Annotated in this window: 17 protein-coding genes; 8 read left to right on the top strand and 9 right to left on the bottom strand. The window is 73.4% G+C overall.

Annotation, left to right across the window (positions count from 1 at the left end; all coding sequences use genetic code 11):
- Positions 1-71: 71 nt before the first annotated feature.
- The 3 genes from ACN27C_RS12250 to ACN27C_RS12240 all read right to left on the bottom strand — a co-directional run bounded on the left by ACN27C_RS12250 (position 72) and on the right by ACN27C_RS12240 (position 2,104).
- Positions 72-1,439, bottom strand: a complete 1,368-nt coding sequence (locus ACN27C_RS12250; RefSeq protein WP_252449613.1) for an MFS transporter — start codon at positions 1,437-1,439, stop codon at positions 72-74.
- A 124-nt stretch (positions 1,440-1,563) separates the two neighbouring features.
- Entirely contained in the window at positions 1,564-1,857 is a 294-nt protein-coding gene (locus tag ACN27C_RS12245) for a type II toxin-antitoxin system PemK/MazF family toxin (RefSeq protein ID WP_120573117.1), read from the bottom strand.
- Positions 1,847-2,104 carry a DUF6364 family protein gene (locus ACN27C_RS12240; RefSeq protein ID WP_181726592.1) on the bottom strand — a complete coding sequence of 86 codons (258 nt, stop codon included), beginning with the start codon at positions 2,102-2,104 and terminating at the stop codon, positions 1,847-1,849. Before ACN27C_RS12240 ends, ACN27C_RS12245 begins: the two co-directional genes overlap by 11 nt.
- Before the next feature lie 175 nt (positions 2,105-2,279).
- Here ACN27C_RS12240 and ACN27C_RS12235 point away from each other — a divergent pair, with 175 nt between their 5' ends.
- Together ACN27C_RS12235 and ACN27C_RS12230 are read left to right on the top strand one after the other, a co-directional pair.
- On the top strand, positions 2,280-2,747 hold the full coding sequence (locus tag ACN27C_RS12235) for a helix-turn-helix domain-containing protein (protein WP_121685007.1): 468 nt from the start codon (positions 2,280-2,282) through the stop codon (positions 2,745-2,747).
- Positions 2,748-2,787: 40 nt separating this feature from the next.
- Positions 2,788-3,387, top strand: a complete 600-nt coding sequence (locus ACN27C_RS12230; protein WP_422751180.1) for a PIN domain-containing protein — start codon at positions 2,788-2,790, stop codon at positions 3,385-3,387.
- On the opposite strand, the gene ACN27C_RS12225 is transcribed toward ACN27C_RS12230, so the two are convergent.
- Positions 3,360-4,070, bottom strand: coding sequence for a class I SAM-dependent methyltransferase (locus ACN27C_RS12225; RefSeq protein ID WP_422751179.1), 711 nt, complete (start codon positions 4,068-4,070; stop codon positions 3,360-3,362). The genes ACN27C_RS12230 and ACN27C_RS12225 overlap by 28 nt on opposite strands.
- A 147-nt stretch (positions 4,071-4,217) precedes the next feature.
- On the opposite strand from ACN27C_RS12225, the gene ACN27C_RS12220 reads away from it, so the two are divergent.
- From ACN27C_RS12220 to ACN27C_RS12200, 5 genes are read left to right on the top strand one after another with little or no spacing between them, the layout of a single operon-like run.
- Positions 4,218-6,329: a molybdopterin oxidoreductase family protein gene (locus ACN27C_RS12220; RefSeq protein WP_422751178.1), complete on the top strand. Its 2,112-nt coding sequence runs from the start codon at positions 4,218-4,220 to the stop codon at positions 6,327-6,329.
- A complete protein-coding gene (locus ACN27C_RS12215; RefSeq protein WP_422751177.1) occupies positions 6,326-7,798 on the top strand; it encodes an FAD-dependent oxidoreductase in 1,473 nt (490 codons plus the stop codon). Before ACN27C_RS12220 ends, ACN27C_RS12215 begins: the two co-directional genes overlap by 4 nt.
- Positions 7,795-10,326, top strand: coding sequence for a nitrite reductase large subunit NirB (nirB, locus tag ACN27C_RS12210; protein WP_422751176.1), 2,532 nt, complete (start codon positions 7,795-7,797; stop codon positions 10,324-10,326). The genes ACN27C_RS12215 and nirB overlap by 4 nt, the downstream gene beginning before the upstream one ends.
- A complete protein-coding gene (gene nirD / locus ACN27C_RS12205; protein WP_120573111.1) occupies positions 10,323-10,670 on the top strand; it encodes a nitrite reductase small subunit NirD in 348 nt (115 codons plus the stop codon). Before nirB ends, nirD begins: the two co-directional genes overlap by 4 nt.
- Positions 10,670-11,758, top strand: coding sequence for a uroporphyrinogen-III synthase (locus ACN27C_RS12200; protein WP_120573110.1), 1,089 nt, complete (start codon positions 10,670-10,672; stop codon positions 11,756-11,758). Before nirD ends, ACN27C_RS12200 begins: the two co-directional genes overlap by 1 nt.
- Before the next feature lie 11 nt (positions 11,759-11,769).
- On the opposite strand, the gene ACN27C_RS12195 is transcribed toward ACN27C_RS12200, so the two are convergent.
- From ACN27C_RS12195 to ACN27C_RS12180, 4 genes are all read right to left on the bottom strand, one after another.
- Entirely contained in the window at positions 11,770-12,387 is a 618-nt protein-coding gene (locus ACN27C_RS12195; RefSeq protein WP_013288586.1) for a GTP-binding protein, read from the bottom strand.
- Positions 12,368-12,730, bottom strand: coding sequence for a DUF742 domain-containing protein (locus ACN27C_RS12190; RefSeq protein ID WP_013288587.1), 363 nt, complete (start codon positions 12,728-12,730; stop codon positions 12,368-12,370). Before ACN27C_RS12190 ends, ACN27C_RS12195 begins: the two co-directional genes overlap by 20 nt.
- A 62-nt stretch (positions 12,731-12,792) precedes the next feature.
- Positions 12,793-13,200, bottom strand: a complete 408-nt coding sequence (locus tag ACN27C_RS12185; protein WP_013288588.1) for a roadblock/LC7 domain-containing protein — start codon at positions 13,198-13,200, stop codon at positions 12,793-12,795.
- Positions 13,197-16,259 carry a nitrate- and nitrite sensing domain-containing protein gene (locus ACN27C_RS12180; protein WP_422751175.1) on the bottom strand — a complete coding sequence of 1,021 codons (3,063 nt, stop codon included), beginning with the start codon at positions 16,257-16,259 and terminating at the stop codon, positions 13,197-13,199. Before ACN27C_RS12180 ends, ACN27C_RS12185 begins: the two co-directional genes overlap by 4 nt.
- A 447-nt stretch (positions 16,260-16,706) precedes the next feature.
- On the opposite strand from ACN27C_RS12180, the gene ACN27C_RS12175 reads away from it, so the two are divergent.
- Positions 16,707-17,888 carry an ABC transporter substrate-binding protein gene (locus ACN27C_RS12175; RefSeq protein WP_121685014.1) on the top strand — a complete coding sequence of 394 codons (1,182 nt, stop codon included), beginning with the start codon at positions 16,707-16,709 and terminating at the stop codon, positions 17,886-17,888.
- Between the two features lie 161 nt (positions 17,889-18,049).
- Here ACN27C_RS12175 and ACN27C_RS12170 read toward each other — a convergent pair whose 3' ends face one another.
- Positions 18,050-18,880, bottom strand: a complete 831-nt coding sequence (locus ACN27C_RS12170; RefSeq protein WP_422751174.1) for an ABC transporter permease — start codon at positions 18,878-18,880, stop codon at positions 18,050-18,052.
- Between the last annotated feature and the right edge of the window lie 103 nt (positions 18,881-18,983).

Below are 18,983 nucleotides of genomic sequence, written 5' to 3'. Positions count from 1 at the left end.
ACCCGGCCGCCCGGCGGCAGGTCAAAACGGGGTCGCGCCGCGCGTGGCCTGCGGGGTCGTCATGGCACAGGTCACACGCCGACCAGCGTACGCGGCCCGGGACGCAGGTAGACCACCCACGTCACGAGGAAGCAGAGCGCGTACCAGCCGATGAAGGCCAGGTAGGCGGCGTCGGCAGTGCCGGAGGTCAGGAACGACTGCCGGAACGCCACGTTCACCAGCACCCCACCGGACGCGCCGACCGCGCCGGCGATGCCGATCACCGCGCCGGACAGGCGCCGGGCCCGCCGCTGCGCCGCCTCCGGGTCGCCGGTCAGCTCACTCTCCGTGACGGCCCGGGCCCGGAAGATCGCCGGGATCATCTTGTACGTCGAGCCGTTGCCGATGCCGGAGAAGACGAACAGCGCCAGGAACCCGGCCAGGTAGAGCGGGAACGACCGCTCCCGGGCGGCGTACAGCACCAGCCCGGCGCCGGCGGCCATCGCCACGAAGTTCCAGAACGTCACCCGGGCCCCGCCCAGCCGGTCGGCGAGCTGACCGCCCACCGGCCGGATCAGCGACCCGATCAGCGGGCCGAGGAAGGTCAGCCAGGCCGCGTCGACGGGCGTCGGGAACCGGTCGTGGAACTGGAGCTGGAGCACCTGGCCGAAGGCGAAGCCGAAGCCGATGAACGATCCGAACGTGCCCACGTAGAGCACCGACATCACCCAGGTGTGCGGGTCGCGGGCCGCCGCGCGCAGCGCGCCCGGCTCGTTGCGCGCGCCCGGCACGTTGTCCAGCCAGCGGGCCGCGGCCAGCGCGGCCAGCACGATCAGCGGCAGGTAGACCGCCGGCACGAGCCGGGGGTACGCGGCGCCGGCCGTCGCCAGCACCGCCAGCCCGACCAGTTGCACGGCCGGTACGCCCAGGTTGCCGCCGCCGGCGTTGAGCCCCAGCGCCCGGCCCTTGAGCCGCTCCGGGAAGAACAGGTTGATGTTCGCCATCGACGAGGCGAAGTTGCCGCCGCCGACGCCGGACAGGCAGGCGAGCACCATCAGCGTGGCGTACGACACCCCGGGCTCGATCAGCACGGCCATCGGCACCGCCGGTACGAGCAGCAGCAGGGCGCTCACGATGGTCCAGTTCCGGCCGCCGAACCGGGCCACGGCCAGCGTGTACGGCAGCCGCAGCACCGCACCCAGCGCGGCCGGTACGGCGGTGAGCAGGAACTTCCCGGCCGGGTCGATGCCGTACTCGGGGCCGAGGAACAGCACCGTGACGGACCAGAGGCTCCACACGGAGAAACCGACGTGCTCGGCGAAGATCGAGACGTACAGGTTGCGCCGGGCCACCCGGGCGCCGCCCGCCGCCCAGAACGCCGGATCCTCCGGCCGCCATTCGGTGAGCCGGCCGGCGGTGGTGGCCGGCGGCGTGGTCGGTGCGGAAACGAGCGTGCTCACTGACGGACTCCTCCTCGTCGATGACGAGGGGGACGCTCTCAGCCCGTGGTTTCCCCGGCGTGCCCCGCGCGCGTCGGCCCGGCAACGGAGATCGCACGTCCGCCGGACGGCGCCGGTGAGACGGTCACAGCTCCTGGAGGATCCGCAGCGCCCGGCCGACCCGCTGCATGGTCTCGGTGTCGGCCACGTCCACGCACTCGGTGAACCACTTCTTCATCGGTGAGGAGATCCGGTCGGGCATCACCACGTACGGGCCCATCCGCACGGCGAGCGGCGAGTCGCGCAGCAGCGACTCCTCGACCACCTCGGCCACGATCACGATCGGCACCGCCGTGGCGTTGTAGACGTCGGAGCTGATCACCAGGCCGAACCGTTCCCGGGCGCCGGAGATGCGCCAGACCTCGCCCCTACGCAGCACGCGGACGCCCGCCGAACAGGGCGTCGTCGACGAGCGCGGCCTCCTGGGCGTCGGCCAGGGCGGCGGATTCCAGGTCCAGGCCGGCCCGGCCGACCGCGTCGGCGTGCGCGGTGAAGACCTCGCGCAGCGCCTTCTCCCGGGCGGCCTGGTCCATCCAGGCGGAGAGGGAGAGCCCTTCCCGCTTGGCGAACCGGCGCGCCTCCTCAATCGTCTCGTCGGAGAACGACAGCGTCACCTTGGCGGTCATGCCGCGAAGACTACCCATCGGTATGACCAGCAGTCATCCTCCTCCCCACCGCTCGGGGATTAGGACATCATCAGGTGAAACAACCGAAGCTAGTTGCGGATGTTGCACTTGGAAGCGACGATGGTGTCAGTCCGAACGGTTGGGACGCGAGCCACGTCTGCCACAGGGAGCCGTCATGAGCCTCAGCACCGGCATGGCCGCCTCGGTCATGCCCACCGAGGGAGCGGAGCGCCGGAAGGCAGCCGCCATGGAGGAGTTCCTCGTGCGGCACCCCCTTGCCGCAGGCGGGGGCGTGGCCCGCCTCGTCTCGGCGGACGGCGAAGAGGTCGAGGTTCCCGCCCAGATGTTCGACGTCCTCCATCAGATTTCGGCGATGCTCGCCCGCGGCGACGGCGTCGCGATCAGCGCCATCTCCCGCGAACTGACGACGACCGAGGCGGCCAAACTGCTCGGCATGTCCCGCCCCACACTCGTCCGTCTGGTGGAGAACGGGTCGATCGCGTCCCACCGGGTCGGGAGCCACCGGCGCCTCTTTCTCCGCGACGTCCTCGCTTTCCGGCAACGACAGATGGAAGAGCGACGGAAGTCGTACGAGGCCCTGATGTGGGAGTCCGACGCGCTGGGCTTCACCGACGACGTGTAGTTCCCGGACCGGCCAAGGGGCGCTGGGTAAGGTGTCCACTGTGATCCCCAGCGCCCCACTGGTGTTCCTGGACGCGAACGTTCTCTATTCCAGGACCCTTCGCGACTGGATCAGCCTTCTCGCGCTCGAAGGCGACTGCGCCGTCTTCGATCTGCGGTACAGCGAGGACGTCCTGGCGGAATGGATGTACCGCCTGCGCCGCAAGCGGCCCGAGCATTCCGAGCAGGCGATCGGTGGGCAGCGGCGTCGTTTCGTCCAGGCATTTCCGTACGGCCTCGTCACCGGCTATTCGCCGAACGACGTGCCGTGCCCGCCGGACCCGGACGACCGGCACGTCCTGGCCGCCGCCGTCCATGGCCGCGCCGACATCCTGGTGACCGACGACCGGCGCGCCTTTCCTCCGGAATGCGTACGGGAATCCCTGTCGGTCCTCACCGGCGACGAGTTCCTCGGCTGGGCGGCCGACCGTTCGATGCCCCTGGTTCTGCGGGCATTGGCGCGGCAGATCGACTACTACCGGCGCAGCCTCGTTTCAGAGGACAAGGACGCGGTCGAGTTGATCGCCCACTTACGGAAGGCCGGCGCACCCCGTTTCGCCGAGCGGCTCGAGAATCATCTCGCCGATCCCCCCGGCCGCTGACCGCCGAAGACCGCAAAGCGCCATTCCTTGAAGAAGCAGTCCACGTCCACCAGTCCCGCCTCGGCCAGCCACCGGCACTGCTCGGCCACCGGGGCCGGCCGGTCGTGCCGCATCCGCTCCCGGGCGCCGGCGATCTCCTCGGCGTCGGAACCGAGCTCGGTGATCCGCGCGGTCCACACCTCGTCGTAGCGGCGGTCCAGCGCCGGGGTCGGTCCGGCCACCTGCTCGGCGTTGACGAACACCCCGCCGGGGACCAGCGCGTCAGCCGCCCGCCGGTACAGCGCCCGCTTGCCGGAGTCGTCGAGGTGGTGGATGGCCAGCGCGGACACCACCGCGTCGTACCGGCCGGCGGGCAACGGGTCGGCCAGGTCGGCGTGGACGGTGCGGTGCGGCACGCCCCGGGCGTCCAGGTGCCCGGCGGCCACCGCGAGCATGCCGGGGGCGCCGTCCACGAGCGTCAGGCGGACCCCGGGGACGGCCGCGGCCAGCAGCAGGGACAGCAGGCCGGTGCCCGCGCCCAGGTCCAGCACCTCGGGGGTACGCCCGGCGGCGAGCGCGGCGCGCAGCGGCGGCGCGGCCACCTCGACAGCGGTGCCGTAGAAGGCGTCGAAGCAGGGCACCAAGCGGCGCCGGGCCTGGTCGTAGCTGCCGGCCACCACGTCGAACGCGTCCGCCACGCTCATCGGAGCCTCCCGTTATTTAAGACGGATTTCCCACATTGTAAACCCCGCGGAGGACGACGTCACCCACGTGCGGTGTGAAGCGGTCGTGACAGGACCGAAACAGAGCAGACCCGGACCGGAAACCGCCCGACGGCACGCTTTTCCGACATGACAGACGGTGCACGCACGGCGACGCGAACGGGGTCACGCCCCGTCGAGGCCGCCACGCACTGCCCGTACTGCGCGTTGCAGTGCGGCATGGTGCTGCGCGCCACCGGTGACGGTGTCGAGGTCGCCGCACGCGACTTCCCCACCAACCGGGGCGGGCTGTGCCAGAAGGGCTGGACCGCCGCCGACCTGCTCGACCACCCGGAGCGGCTCACCACGCCGCTGCTGCGCGACCGGCCCGGCGGCGAGCTGCGGCCGGCGACCTGGGACGAGGCGCTGGACCGCGTCGCCGCCGGGGTCCGGGACGTGCAGCACCGCCACGGGCCGGACGCGGTGGCCGTCTTCGGCGGTGGCGGACTCACCAACGAGAAGGCGTACGCGCTCGGCCGCTTCGCCCGGGTGACGCTGCGGACCCGGCACATCGACTACAACGGGCGCTGGTGCATGTCGTCGGCCGCCGCGGCCGGGAACCGGGCGTTCGGGATCGACCGCGGACTGCCGTTCCCGCTCGCCGACCTCGGCCGCGCGGACACGCTGCTGCTGGTCGGCGCGAACCCGGCCGAGACCATGCCACCGCTGATGCGGCACGTCACCGACCTGCGGGAACGCGGCGGTCGGCTGATCGTGGTCGACCCGCGCGCCACCGCCACCGCCCGCCAGGCCGACCTGCACCTGCAACCCCTGCCCGGCACCGACCTCGCGGTGGCGAACGCGCTGCTGCACATCGCGCTCACCGAGGGCTGGCTGGACCGGGCGTACGTCGCGGAGCGGACCACCGGCTTCGACGAGGTCCGGCGGACGGTGGCCGGCTACTGGCCGGCGGAGGTGGAACGGCTCTCCGGCGTGCCGGTGGCCGACCTGTACGCGACCGCCCGCGCGCTGGCCACAGTGGACCGCGCGGTCGTCCTCACCGCGCGGGGCGCCGAGCAGCACGCCAAGGGGGTCGACACGGTCACCGCCTTCATCAACCTGGCGCTCGCCCTGGGCCTGCCCGGCCGTCCCGGCTCCGGCTACGGCTGCCTGACCGGGCAGGGCAACGGGCAGGGCGGCCGGGAGCACGGGCAGAAGGCCGACCAGCTCCCCGGCTACCGGCGTATCGACGACCCGGCGGCCCGCGAGCACGTCGCCGGGGTGTGGGGCGTCGACCCGGACGCGCTGCCCGGGCCGGGAGTGCCGGCGTACCAGCTCCTCGACGCGCTCGGCACGCCGTCGGGCGCGCGGGCGCTGCTGGTGTTCGGTTCCAACCCGGTCGTGTCCGCGCCCCGCGCGGCGCGGGTCGAGTCCCGGCTGCGTGCCCTGGACCTGCTCGTGGTGGCGGACTTCGTCCGCTCCGAGACGGCCGAGCTGGCCGACGTCGTGCTGCCGGTCGCCCAGTGGGCCGAGGAGGACGGGACGATGACCAATCTGGAGGGCCGGGTGTTGCGCCGCCGGGCGCTGCGCGAACCACCCGCCGGCGTCCGTACCGAGCTGGCGATCCTCGCCGCGCTCGCGGAACGGCTGAGCGGCGGCGGGACGCCGTTGCCGGCCGATCCGCGCGAGGTGTTCGCGGAGCTGGGCCGGGCCTCGGCCGGCGGGCCGGCCGACTACGCCGGGATCACCTGGGACCGGATCGACGCCGACACCGGCGTGTTCTGGCCCTGTCCGGACCGGGACGGCCCGGACACCCCCCGGCTGTTCGCCGACCGCTTCCCCACCCCGGACGGCCGGGCCCGGTTCCACGCCGTGACCCACCGGCCGGCCGCCGAGCCGGTGTGCGCCGACTACCCGCTGCACTTCACCACCGGCCGGGTGCTCGCGCAGTACCAGTCCGGCGCGCAGACCCGGCGGGTGGCCGCGTTGCGCCGCGCCGCGCCGGGCGGCTTCGTCGAGCTGCATCCCGACCTGGCGGCACGGATCGGCGTGACCGACGGGGTGCCGGTACGGGTGGTCTCCCGCCGGGGTGAGCTGCGCGCACCGGCCCGGCTCAGCACCGCGATCCGGCCGGACACCGTCTTCGCGCCGTTCCACTGGCCCGGCGCGCAACGCGCCAACTCGGTCACCAACGACGCCCTCGACCCGGTCTCCGGGATGCCCGAGTTCAAGATCTGCGCGGTCCGGGTGGAGGCGGCATGAGCGAGCACATCGTCGTCGTCGGCTACGGCATGGCCGGCGCCCGCCTCGCCGCCGAGCTGCACGCGCGCGGTGGGGACCGGCGGATCACAGTGCTCGGGGCGGAGCCGCACCGCGCGTACAACCGGATCATGCTCTCCACGCTGCTCGCCGGGCGCATCGGCGAGCCGGACGTGGAGCTGGTCGAAGCAATCGGGCCGGAGGTCGGGGTCCGCACCGGCGCGGCGGTCACCGCCGTGGACCGGGCCACCCGCGAGGTGGTCACCGACGACGGCGAGCGGCACGGGTACGACCACCTGGTGCTCGCCACCGGCAGCCGGGCCGTGGTGCCGCCGCTGCCGGGCCTCGCCCCACTGCCCGAGCGGGTCGTCCCGTTCCGCACGCTCGGCGACTGCCGCCGGATCCTCGCCGCCGCCGAGGGCGCGCGACGCGTGATCGTGCTCGGCGGCGGGCTGCTGGGTCTGGAGGCGGCCCGCGGGCTGGCCGCCCGGGGTCTCGACGTGACTGTGGTCCACCCGGTCGGCCACCTGATGGAACGGCAGCTCGACCCGCCCGCCGGCGCGGTCCTCGCGGGCACGCTCGCCGGCCTGGGCGTCCGGTCCCGGCTCGGGGTGCCGGCGACCGCCGTGACCGCCGGCGCCACCGGCGTCCGCCTGCACCTGGGCGACGCCGAACCGCTCGACGCCGACCTGCTGGTGCTCTGCTGCGGGGTACGCCCCGACACCGCGCTCGCCGCGGCGGCCGGGCTCGCCGTCGAGCGGGGCGTGGTGGTGGACGACCGGATGCGGACGAGCGATCGGCGGATCTCCGCGATCGGCGACTGCGCGCAGCACGACGGCGCGCTGACCGGGCTGGTCGCGCCCGCCTGGGCACAGGCCCGGGTGGTGGCCGACGTGCTGACCGGTGCGGACCCGCTGGCCCGCTACCGGCCCCGGCCGGCGGTGACCCGGCTCAAGGCGGCCGGCATCGACCTGGCCGCGATGGGCGACGTGGCCGGCACGGGCGACCCGGGCGGGCCGGTCGAGGAACTGACCTTCGCCGACCCGGCCCGTGGCACCTACGCCCGGCTGCGCATCCGGGACGAGCGGCTGACCGGCGCGATCCTGCTCGGCGACAACCCGGCGGTCGGCACCGTGGTGCAGCTGTTCGACAGGGGCGCTCCGGTGCCGGCGGACCGGCGCGCGCTGCTGCTCGGCCGGGCGTTCGGCGAGACGCCGGCCGGGCCGGCCGCGTCACCGGCGCTGATGCCGGACGCCGCGACCGTGTGCCGGTGCAACGACGTGAGCAAGGGCGCGCTGGTGGCGTGCTGGCGGGCGGGCGCCCGGACGGCGGCGGCGTTGTCCGCGGCGACCCGGGCCGCCACCGGCTGCGGCAGCTGCCGGGACGCGGTGGCGGGCATCGCCGGCTGGCTCGCCGAGGCGGATCCGTCCACAACCGACGAGGTACGCGAGACGGTGGAGGTGGCGTCATGACCGAGCGAATCAGCAGGCTGGTCGTCGTCGGCAACGGCATGGTGGGGCAGCGCTTCGTCGAGGCGCTGCGGGCCCGGGACACCGACGGGCGGTGGCGGGTCACGGTCCTCGCCGAGGAACGGCGTCCGGCGTACGACCGGGTGCGGCTCTCGGCCGTCTTCGACGGGGTGGACGCCGACGATCTGACGGTGCACACCCCCGACGCCGGAGTGGACCTGCGCCTGGGCGAACCGGCCACCGGCGTCGACCGGGCCCGGCGGGTGGTGACCACGGCGGCCGGCGAGTACCCGTACGACGCGCTGGTGCTCGCCACCGGCTCGTACGCGTTCGTGCCGCCGGTCGACGGCACCGACCTGCCCGGCGTCTTCGTCTACCGGACGCTGGACGATCTGACCGCGATCCGGGAGCACGCCCGGGGCCGCCGTGCCGGCGCGGTGATCGGTGGCGGTCTGCTCGGGCTGGAGGCGGCGAACGCGCTGCGGCTGCTCGGGCTCGCCACCAGCGTGGTCGAGTTCGCGCCCCGGCTGATGCCGGTGCAGGTGGACGAGGCGGGCGGCGCGATGCTCCGGCGGTACGTCGAGGAGCTGGGCGTCACGCCGTACCTCGGGGTGGCCACCACGGCGCTGCGGCCCGGGCCGGACGGCACTGTGGCCGCGCTCGACCTGGCCGACGGGCGCGCGCTCGACGCGGAGCTGGTGGTGGTCGCCGCCGGGATCAGGCCGCGCGACGAGCTGGCCCGCGCGGCCGGGCTGCCGCTGGGCCCGCGCGGCGGCGTGCTGGTGGACGCGGCCTGCCGGACCGCCGACGAGCGGATCTGGGCGGTCGGCGAGTGCGCGGCGGTGGACGGCGTCTGCCACGGACTGGTCGCGCCCGGGTACGCCACCGCCGAGGTGGTGGCGGACCGGCTGCTCGGCGGCGCGGCCACGTTCCCCGGCGCGGACACCGCGACGAAACTCAAGCTGCTCGGCGTGGACGTGGCCTCGTTCGGTGACGCGCACGGCGTCACCCCGGGCTGCCTCGACGTGACGTACACCGACCCGGCCACCCGCTCGTACGCGAAGCTGGTCCTCTCCGACGACGCGCGGACGCTGCTGGGCGGCGTGCTCGTCGGGGACGCGAGCGCGTATCCGGCGTTGCGGGCCAGTGTCGGCGGGCCGCTGCCCGCTCCCCCGCTGGCCCTGCTGGCGCCGGCCGGCGGCGCGGGCGCCGGTGCGGGCGCGTTGCCGGCCGGCGCGCAGGTCTGCTCCTGCAACGCGGTGACCCGGGCCGACCTGGACGCGGCGATCGCCGCCGGGGCGGCCGACGTGCCGGCGCTGAAGGCGTGCACCCGGGCCGGTACGAGCTGCGGCTCCTGCGTGCCGATGCTCAAGCAGCTGCTGGACGCCGCCGGGGTACGCCAGTCGACGGCGTTGTGCGAGCACTTCGACCACAGCCGGCAGGAGCTGTTCGACCTGATCCGGGTGCGGGGCATCCGCACGTTCTCCCGGCTCGTCGCCGAGCACGGGCGCGGCAGCGGATGCGACATCTGCAAGCCGGTGGTGGCCTCGATCCTGGCCTCGCTGGGCACCGGGCACGTGCTCGACGGCGAGCAGGCGTCGCTCCAGGACACCAACGACCACTTCCTGGCGAACCTGCAACGCGACGGCAGCTACTCGGTGGTGCCGCGGATTCCCGGCGGGGAGATCACCCCGGAGAAGCTGATCGCGATCGGCGAGGTGGCGCGCGACTTCCGGCTGTACACGAAGATCACCGGCGGGCAGCGGATCGACCTGTTCGGCGCGCGGGTCGACCAGTTGCCGCAGATCTGGCGCCGGCTCGTCGACGCGGGCTTCGAGTCCGGCCACGCGTACGGCAAGGCGCTGCGCACGGTGAAGTCGTGCGTGGGCGACACCTGGTGCCGCTACGGCGTACAGGACTCGGTGGGGCTGGCGGTCGCGCTGGAGCTGCGGTACCGGGGCCTGCGCGCGCCGCACAAGCTCAAGTCGGCGGTCTCCGGCTGCGCCCGGGAGTGCGCCGAGGCCCGGAGCAAGGACTTCGGGATCATCGCCACCGAGAGCGGCTGGAACCTGTACGTCGGCGGCAACGGCGGTTTCCGGCCCCGGCACGCCGACCTGTTCGCCACCGACCTGAGCACCGCCGAACTGGTCACGCTGATCGACCGGTTCCTCATGTACTACATCCGCACCGCCGACCGGTTGCAGCGCACCGCCGCCTGGGTCGAGGCCATGGACGGCGGCCTGGACCACCTCCGGTCGGTGCTCGTGGACGACTCGCTCGGGCTCTGCGCCGACCTCGACGCGGCGATGGCCCGGCACGTCGCGAGCTACTCCGACGAGTGGCGCGACGTGCTGGAGGACCCGGACCGGCTGCGCCGCTTCACCTCCTTCGTGAACGCGCCCGAGGTGCCCGACCCGTCCATCACGTTCACCCAGGAGCGGGGCCAGCCGGTGCCGGCCCGGGGCGCGCCCCCGGACGGCGGACACCGTCGCCAGCCCGTCGTGCTGGGCCTGCCGGAGGTACGCCGATGAGCCCCGTCGTCACGCTGGACTGGACCCCGGTCTGCCCGCTGGACCGGCTCGACCCCGACCGGGGCGTGGCCGCCCTCGTCGACGGCGTGCAGGTCGCGGTCTTCCGCACCGCGCACGGCCTGTACGCGGTGGACAACCTCGACCCGGTCGGCGGCGCGTACGTCATGTCCCGGGGCCTGGTCGGCAGCCGGGGCGGGGTGCCCACGCTCGCCTCGCCGCTGCACAAGCAGGTCTACGACCTCACCACCGGGCGGTGCCTGGACCTACCGGGCGTGACGCTGCGCCGGCACCCGGTGCGCTGCCGGGACGGCCTGGTCGAGGTGCGGTTACGGCAGGAGGAATGATGCGGGACGAGCTGGCCGGCTTCACCATCGGCGTCACCGCCGACCGGCGGCGCGACGAACTGGCCGCGCTGCTCCAGCGGCGCGGGGCGCGGGTGGTGCTCGCCCCGGCGCTGCGGATCGTCCCGCTGGCCGACGACACCGACCTGCGTGAGGCCACCCGGGCCTGCCTGGAACACCCGCCGGACGTGCTGATGGCCAACACCGGCATCGGCATGCGCGGCTGGCTGGAGGCGGCCGAGGGCTGGGGGCTGGCCGAGCCGCTGCGCACCACGCTCGCCCACACGTACGTGGTGTCCCGCGGTCCGAAGGCGACCGGTGCGATCCGGGCCGCCGGGCTGCGCGAGCACTGGTCCCCGGAGTCGGAGAGCTGCGACGAGGTGGTCGAGCACCTGGTCCGGCGCGGGGTGGCCGGCCAGGTGGTGGCGATGCAGCTGCACGGCGAGCGGCAGCCCGAGTGCGCCGACGCGCTGGTGGCGGCCGGCGCCACGGTGATCGAGGTGCCCGTCTACCGGTGGGCGCCGCCGGCCGACCCGGCGCCGCTGCACCGGCTCATCGACCTGGTCGCCGGGCGTCTCGTCGACGCGGTCACGTTCACCTCGGCACCGGCGGCCGAGGCTCTGCTGCGGGCGGCCGGTGACCGTACCGAGACGGTGCTCGAGGCGCTGCGCGGCGACGTGCTGGCCGGGTGCGTGGGCACCGTCACCGCCGAGCCGCTGGTCCGGCGCGGGGTGCCGGTGAGCGCGCCGAGCCGGGCCCGGCTGGGCGCGCTGGTCCGCACCATCGTCGAGGAACTGCCCCGGCGCACGGTCTCGGTGAAGGCGGCCGGGCACGTGCTGACGCTGCGCGGGCACGCCGCGGTGGTGGACGGGGAACTGCGTCAGCTGGCGCCGGCGCCGATGGCCGTGCTGCGGGCGCTGGCCGCGTCCCCCGGGAAGGTGCTCTCCCGCACCGCGCTGCTGCGTACGCTGCCGCGCGGCGCCGACGAGCACGCGGTGGAGATGGCTGTCGCCCGCCTGCGGGCCGGGCTGAAGGCGCCCCGCGTGGTGCAGACGGTGGTCAAGCGGGGGTACCGCCTGCGGGTCGACTGACCCGCAGGCGGTCAGCCGACCGAGGCCGGGTAGCCGTGCTCGGCCTGGAGGCGGAGCATCGCGTGCTCGACCACAGTGACCAGCACCTGCTTGACCGAGTCCCGCTGACGGGCGTCGCACAGGACCATCGGCACGTCCGGGGAGATGGCGAGCGCCTCCCGGACCTCCTCCAGCTCGTAGTGCGGCGCGTCGCCGAAGCGGTTCAACGCCACGACGTACGGCAGCTTGCGGTTCTCGAAGTAGTCCAGCGGCGCGAACGCGTCGGTGATGCGGCGGGTGTCCACCAGCACCGCGGCGCCCACCGCGCCCCGGATGATCTCGTCCCACATGAACCAGAAGCGGGTCTGGCCCGGCGTGCCGAACAGGTAGAGGATCAGGTCCTCGGCCATGGTGATACGGCCGAAGTCCATGGCGACCGTGGTGGTCTCCTTGCCCGGCACCTTCGACGCGTCGTCGATGCCCACGCCCGCCGCGGTCATCAGCGCCTCGGTGGTCAGCGGCTGGATCTCGGAGATCGCCCCGACAAGTGTCGTCTTGCCCACGCCGAAGCCACCCGCGATCACGATCTTCGCGGAGATGATCTCCCGGCCGCGGTTCACCCCGTCGGGGTCATAGTTCGCGAAGTCCACTTAGCACCCTTCCAAGCAGGTTCATCCGCGCCGCGAAACCCGTCGCGGGAGCGGCAGTGTGTAGCGTCAGCAGGCCCTCGGCCACCATGTCGGCGACCAGCACCCGGGTGACGCCCAGCGGCATCCGGGTGTAAGCGGCGATTTCCGCAAGCGACTGCGCCCGGCCCTCACAGACCGAGGAGATGCGGTACTTGTCGTGCCCGGCGAAGCGCGCCTCGGCAGACTGCGTAGGCGTGCTCGACAGCACCGCTTCGAGCGCGATGTTCTGCAACGGCTCGGTGCGGCCCCGGGTGACCGCGTACGGCCGCACCAGCGCGCCACGTGGATCACGTCGCGGGTCCATCTCGCGATCACCTCCCCTCGTTCGGAGCCGCACCGGCTCCGGTCGTCAGCTCCCCGGCCCGATCAGGACCGGACCGCGTCTCTCGGCAGCGGGACCAGCGCCTGGCCGACCCGCTCGACCAGCAGCGCCATCTCGTAACCCACCTGGCCGACGTCGCAGCTGCGCGCCGCGAGCACGGCCATCGACGAACCGTCGCTGATGGACATCAGGAACAGGTAGCCGCTGTCCATCTCGATGACGGTCTGCAACACCCCGCCGGCGCTGAACATCCGCGCCGCGCCCTCGGTCAGGCTCACCACGCCGGAGGTGATCGCGGCGAGCTGGTCGGCCCGGTCGCCGGGCAGGTCCCGGGAGGAGGCGAGCAGCAGCCCGTCCGCGGACACCGCCACCACGTGCGCGATGCCCGCAACGCTGTCGGCGAAGTTGGTGAGAAGCCACCCCATGTCCTGCATGGCCGCCGGCCTGTTCATCGGTTCGTCTCCTTGGTCGAGGTGCTGTTCAGGTCGGCGCCGGCCGTACGGCCCCGCTGGACGCCACGGTGGTAGGCGGAGAGCAGACCGCGTACCTCGTCCGGCGTGCGCCGGCTGCGGTCCCGGCCGCTCTTCGGCTCTATCCCGCCGGGCACGAGCTGGGCCTGCGGCACCCGCTTGGGCAGGCCGGAGCGGGTGGTGCCGCCGGTGGTGGGCTCCGCGGCACGGCTGGCCCGCGACCAGCCCTCGTCGGCCGCCGTACGCCAGGCCTCCGGGTCGATCGGTGCCGTGGGCGCGGGTGCGGGCTCGGCGGCGGGCGGCACCGGGGGCGGCGTCGCGGCCGCCGGCGGCGTGGACGGAACCTCCGGCGGGCTGTACGCGGGCGGCGTGGTCGACGTGGTCAGCCCCGACGCCTGGGCCCCGGGGGTACGGGTGGGCAGCTTCGGACGAGCCGACGCCGCGGGGGGCGCCACGGCCGGCTGCGCCGGCGCGGGCGGCTCGTCGAACGTGGGACGGGTGAAGATGGTGGTCTCGTCCTCTCCGTGCGAACGGAACCAGACCGCCTCCATCTCGCGGAATATCGGCGCCTCGGCCCGCTGCTCGGGCCGGGCCACCACCGGCGTCGCCGGGGTGCTCTCCACCGCCGGCCCCGCGGCGAGCGGCTGGTAGGCCGGAGGTGCGGCCTGGGTCGCGGGTTGCGCGCTCTCGACTCCCGGCGTCCGCTTGGGCAGCGGGTCGAGCGCCGGGTACGCCACCGTCGGTCCGCCGGCCGACCAGCCCGCTCCGGAGACCGGAGCCGGTGCGGTGGCGGGCGCCGCGGCCACCGGGGCGGGCGCCGCCACGGTGGGCAGCGCGCCGGTCGCCCCACCCAGCTGTACGGCTGGAGTGGTGTCGCGCGTCTCGCCGGGCGTCTGCCACCTGGACGGCGGGGCGGTGCTCGCCCCGCGCCACCCGTCGGCGAGCGTCGCGGTGGCCGCGCCCCGCCCGGCGCCGGCCAGCGCGTCGCCGGCGCCGACCTGGCTGAGCGGGGACTGCTCGACGGCGAGCGGCTGACGCGGCCGGGTCAGCGGGGCCTGGCCCCGGTTGGCCGGCAGCACCACAGTCGAGTTCGGCAGCGTGACCTGGGCGACGGTGCCGCCCTCGACGTTGCGGCGCAGCTCGACGCGGATCCCGTAGCGGGAGGCGAGCCGGCTCACCACGGCCAGACCCATCAGCCGGAACGCGGCCACGTCGACCGTCGGCGGCGCGGCCAGGCGCCGGTTGAGCGAGTCGAGCTGGTCGTCGCTGAGACCCAGACCGCGGTCCTCGATCTGGATCAGCACGTAGTCGCGGATCCGGCGGCCGTCGGCCACCACGCTGGTGTTCGGCGGCGAGAACCGGGTGGCGTTGTCGAGCAGCTCGGCGACCAGCCGGACGACGTCGTTGACGGCGTGCGCGGCGACCGAGATGTCGGTGTCGACGGTGCCGAACTCGATCCGGTTGTAGAGCTCGACCTCGGACTGCGCGGCGCGCAGCACGTCGACCAGGAGCGCGTCGTCGCGGCGCGGCACGGCCGAGTCGGCGCCGGCGAGCACCAGCAGGTTCTCGTCATTGCGGCGCATCCGGGTGGCCAGGTGGTCCAGCTCGAACAGCTGCGCCAGCCGCTTCGGGTCCTCCTCGGACCGCTCGATCGCGTCCAGCTCGCCGATCATGCGGTCGACCAGGCTCTGCGAGCGGCGGGCCAGGTTGAGGAACATCGCCGAGACGCTCGTCCGCAGCGCGGCCTGCTCGGCCGCGACCCGGACCGCCTCCCGGTGGACCACGTTGAAGGCCACCGCCACCTGACCGACCTCGTCGCGGTTGCTCAGCTTGATCGGGTCCCGCACCTGCTGGACGATCTCGTCCACGCCGCCGTCACCGATGGCGTTGACGTTCTGCAGCCGGCTCACCGCGTCCGGCAGGTCGTGGTTCGCCACCGCGAGCGCGCCCTCGCGCAGCCGACGCAGCGAGTCGTTGAGCGAGCGGGCGAGCACCACGGCGAGCGTCACCGCGACCGCGAGCGTGAGCAGCACGAGCAGGCTCTCCACGATCGCCTGCCGGATCACGTCGGCGCGTACCTCGTCGGCGTCGGCCAGCATCTCGTCCAGGAGCTGGATCTCGGCCCACCGCATCAGGTCGTCGACCGCGCCGATGGCGGCGGACGCCTCGTCGCGGGTGACCAGCGAGGGACGCTCGATCGACCGGGAGATGTCGTTGGCGACCCGGTCGGCGAGCTGGACGGCGTCACCGGAGACGGTGCGGTCCACCAGCGCCCGCTGGCTCGGCGTCGCGGTCCGGGAGAAGGTGAGCAGCGCCTCCTGCTGACCGGTGAGCGTGGCCACGAAGGACGAGAACTGCTCCTCGTCGATCTGGCCGCCCTCCAGGGCGGTGAAGGCCACCGCCTGCTCCTCGGCCACCTCGGCCTTCGCATGGGCGAACGCGGCCACCGCGCGGCGGGCGTCGGCCAGGCTCTCCGCGCCCGGCTGCTGCGCCAGCGCGTCGCCGTACGCGACCAGGTCGTCCAGCACGATGCCGTAGCGCAGGGTCGCCTCGGCCACCGGCATCTGCAGCCGGTCCAGCACCTCCTGGCGGGTGCCGTTCAACGTGGACAGGTGGGCGTCGATCACCTTGAGCTGGTTGCTGATCGCGCCCGGCACCTCGCCGAGCTTGCTCCGCTCCTCCTGGTACGCCGCGATGCGCTCGTCGGTCTGGCGCACCCGCAGGTTGTACGCGTCCGGCTTCTGGTTCGGGTCGGCCAGGAAGACCGCCGCCGCCATCCGCTCCTTGTGCAGGTCCTGGGTCAGCGCCGAAACGTCGACCGACACCGCGCTCAGCGACCGGACCCGGTCCGCCTCGTACGCGCCCTGACCGACCGAGATGAGTCGGATAGTTGCCAGCGCGATGACAGCCGCGACCGGAACGACCAGGATGAGGGCGAGCTTGGAGCGGATCCGCGCGTCGCGCAGCCTGGGCAGGCGCCGGCGCCGGTTGGGCTGTTCGGCGTTGGGGCTTCCGGGCAGGGTCGTAGGTCCGGTGCTCACGACATCGCCTCCGTCGTTTCTTCCACGCGCGACCCGCTGACCCGTGCCTGGTGCAGCGGCCACCGCCACGCGCGGCACGGCCGCGATTTCATCAGACGAGATCCTGTTTGGGAAGCCGCAGTGAGGCAGGAAACGGTCGCGGCCGACGCATCCCGGGATCCGATCACCTAATACCTTCTTTTCTCCAACCCCCTGATCAGGGGATGTCACTCCAGAGTGGTCACACGCTTCTGTGCAGTAATTGTCAGTTAATGTTCCGTGTCCCCAGCATGTGGGATGGCTGTCCCGAAACAGCGCTCGTCAGCCCGGCTTGACCACAGGCCTCGGCATTGGCAAGGTTTTGCAGGCTTCGCGCACACCGTACGGCAAACCAATCCCGTTCCTCCACTGAGGACGGACGAGCGGCGGTGATCGGGCGTCGGCCCGCGCCGCACCTGGAGGACTGAGTTGAGCCCCATCCGCTCCGCGAGCATCGCGGCGCTCGCATCGGCCGTGCTGGCCACCACGCTCACCGGCTGCGGGATCGGCGGGGAACCGCAGGACACCAGCCCGATCGTGATCGCCGCCGACCTGGAACTCTCCGGCGCCTCGGCGCCCGTCGGCAAGGTCTACCAACGGGCTCTGCAACTGAAGGTCGAGCAGTTGAACGCCTCCGGCGCACTGGGCGGCCGGAAGATCGATCTGCGGGTCAAGGACAACCGCTCGGACGCCGCGGAATCCTTGCGGAACATCAATGATTTCAGCGGTGACTCACGCGTGAGCGCCGTCATCATGGGCGGTTGCAACGAATGCGCCGTCGGCGCGGCCCGCACGATCGGTGAGAAGCGCATTCCGACGATCGCACTGGGTTCGTCGAGCGCCATCACCGAGCCCGTGGCCGAGCGTCGATATGTCTTCAAGCTCGCCCCGAACGCCACCGACAGCGCCGCCGCCCTCGCCGGCGAACTGGACCGGCGCAACATCCGCAAGGTGGCGTTGCTGCACAGCGCCGAGGGTTACGGCCAGGAAGGGCTCGCCGCCCTGCGCCGCGAACTGAGCAAGACCCCGGTCAAGCTGGTCGGCAACGAGTCGGTGCGGGTCACCGACACCGAGGTCGGCACGCAGATCAACGAGCTGATCGCCGGCAAGCCGCAGGCACTGGTCCTGTGGACCACGCCGGAGCAGGCGATGCTCGCCGCCACCACCGCCCGGCAGAGCAAGTTCCGCGGGTCGCTGTTCTTCGACGCCACGGCCGCCGGGGACCTCTTCCTCGGCCCGTCGGCCCGCTCCACGGACGAGGCGACGCTGATCTTCACCCAGACCATGGTGATCGACGACGTCATCGCCACCACCCCGGCCAAGGCCGCGCGGCGGCAGTGGTTCCAGGACTACACCGCCCGGTTCGGCGGCTACAACGGCTTCTCCTCGTTCGCGGCGGACGCGGTCCAGTTGATCGCCGACGCCGAGCAGCGGGCGGGCGGCGAGCCGGGCAGGGTCGACCGGGAGGCGCTGCGCGACGTGCTGGAGACCTCGCAGCTCGACGGGCTGTCCGGCCCGATCCGGATGACGCCGGACAACCACTCCGGGTTGATGCCGCAGGCGTTGACGACGCTGGTGGCTCGTGGTGGTCGTTGGCGGTTGGCGGGGTAGTCACTGTTGGGGGCGTGGCCCCACCGCAACCGGCTCCGGGCGGTCAGGCTTGATCCCTGCGCCGGTTGCGGTGGGGCCACGCCTGTCGTGGTCGGCCGCCATCCGTGGGTTGAGGTTTACCTTCTGGGTTCTCGGTCGACGTCGGGTTCTCGGGTCAGTGGCTAGCGGGCTGAGGTGGTGGCCCGCACCCAGGGCAGGGCCAGGCGCTCGACCAGGCTCAGGACGGCGTAGAGCACGATGCTCATGAGCGCCACCAGCACGATCGCCGCCCAGGCGGTCGCGGTGTCGCCGACGCCGTTGTACTGCAGGATCTGGTAACCCAGGCCCGGGCGGTCGGAGTAGAACTCCCCGATCACCGCGCCGATCGCGGCCAGCGGCATGGCCACCTTGAGGCCGACGAAGATCTGCGGCAGCGCCGCCGGGAAGCGCACCTTGCGGAACGACTGCCACCACGAGGCGTTGAGCGACCGGCCCAGCTCCGCCAGATCCGCCGGGGTGGTGGTCAGCCCGGTCGCGGTGGAGAGCACGATCGGGAAGAAGCAGAGCAGGAACACCATGGTCAGGATGGGTTTCTGCCCCCAGCCCACCGCCACCACCAGCAACGGCCCGAACGCGATCTTCGGGACCGCGTTCACCGCCACCAGCAGCGGCGCGAACATCCGCTCCACCCGCCGGGAGGCGGCCAGCGCCATCCCGATCAGCACCCCGGCCACCGACGAGAGCAGGAAGCCGAACACTGTCATCCAGGTGGTGATGCCCAGCGCGGGCAGCAGCACCTCGGTGGTGCTCGTGAGGGACTTCCCCACCGCCTGCGGCGGGGGCAGCGCGGCCGGGTGCACCAGGTTCAGGCCCGAGGTGACCAGCCACCAGGCCGCCACCGCGATCACCAGGCCCAGCGCCGGCAACCCGACCGCCGCCGGGCGTACGGCGATCCCGCGCCGGACCGCCGGGCGCGGCGGCGCCTCCGGCCGGGCCTCGGTCGACTGTGTCAACGTGTCCTCCTCTCTGCACCGGTCGGTGTGACCGGCACGCGAAGGGGGTGCGCCCCACCGGGGTGTCCGGCGGGTCGCACCCCCGTTTGGCCCGAGCGGACCG

It is taken from the genome of Micromonospora sp. WMMD1219 (assembly GCF_049315215.1).
Lineage (GTDB): Bacteria > Actinomycetota > Actinomycetes > Mycobacteriales > Micromonosporaceae > Micromonospora > Micromonospora tulbaghiae.
This window is presented reverse-complemented; position numbering and strand designations above follow the sequence as displayed.

Coding starts and splice junctions, on each gene's coding strand:
- ACN27C_RS12240 (WP_181726592.1), bottom strand. CDS start 2,104: ATGACCGCCAAGGTGACGCTGTCGTTCTCCGACGAGACGATTGAGGAG.
- ACN27C_RS12235 (WP_121685007.1), top strand. CDS start 2,280: ATGAGCCTCAGCACCGGCATGGCCGCCTCGGTCATGCCCACCGAGGGA.
- ACN27C_RS12225 (WP_422751179.1), bottom strand. CDS start 4,070: ATGAGCGTGGCGGACGCGTTCGACGTGGTGGCCGGCAGCTACGACCAG.
- ACN27C_RS12220 (WP_422751178.1), top strand. CDS start 4,218: ATGACAGACGGTGCACGCACGGCGACGCGAACGGGGTCACGCCCCGTC.
- ACN27C_RS12215 (WP_422751177.1), top strand. CDS start 6,326: ATGAGCGAGCACATCGTCGTCGTCGGCTACGGCATGGCCGGCGCCCGC.
- nirB (WP_422751176.1), top strand. CDS start 7,795: ATGACCGAGCGAATCAGCAGGCTGGTCGTCGTCGGCAACGGCATGGTG.
- nirD (WP_120573111.1), top strand. CDS start 10,323: ATGAGCCCCGTCGTCACGCTGGACTGGACCCCGGTCTGCCCGCTGGAC.
- ACN27C_RS12200 (WP_120573110.1), top strand. CDS start 10,670: ATGCGGGACGAGCTGGCCGGCTTCACCATCGGCGTCACCGCCGACCGG.
- ACN27C_RS12190 (WP_013288587.1), bottom strand. CDS start 12,730: ATGGACCCGCGACGTGATCCACGTGGCGCGCTGGTGCGGCCGTACGCG.
- ACN27C_RS12185 (WP_013288588.1), bottom strand. CDS start 13,200: ATGAACAGGCCGGCGGCCATGCAGGACATGGGGTGGCTTCTCACCAAC.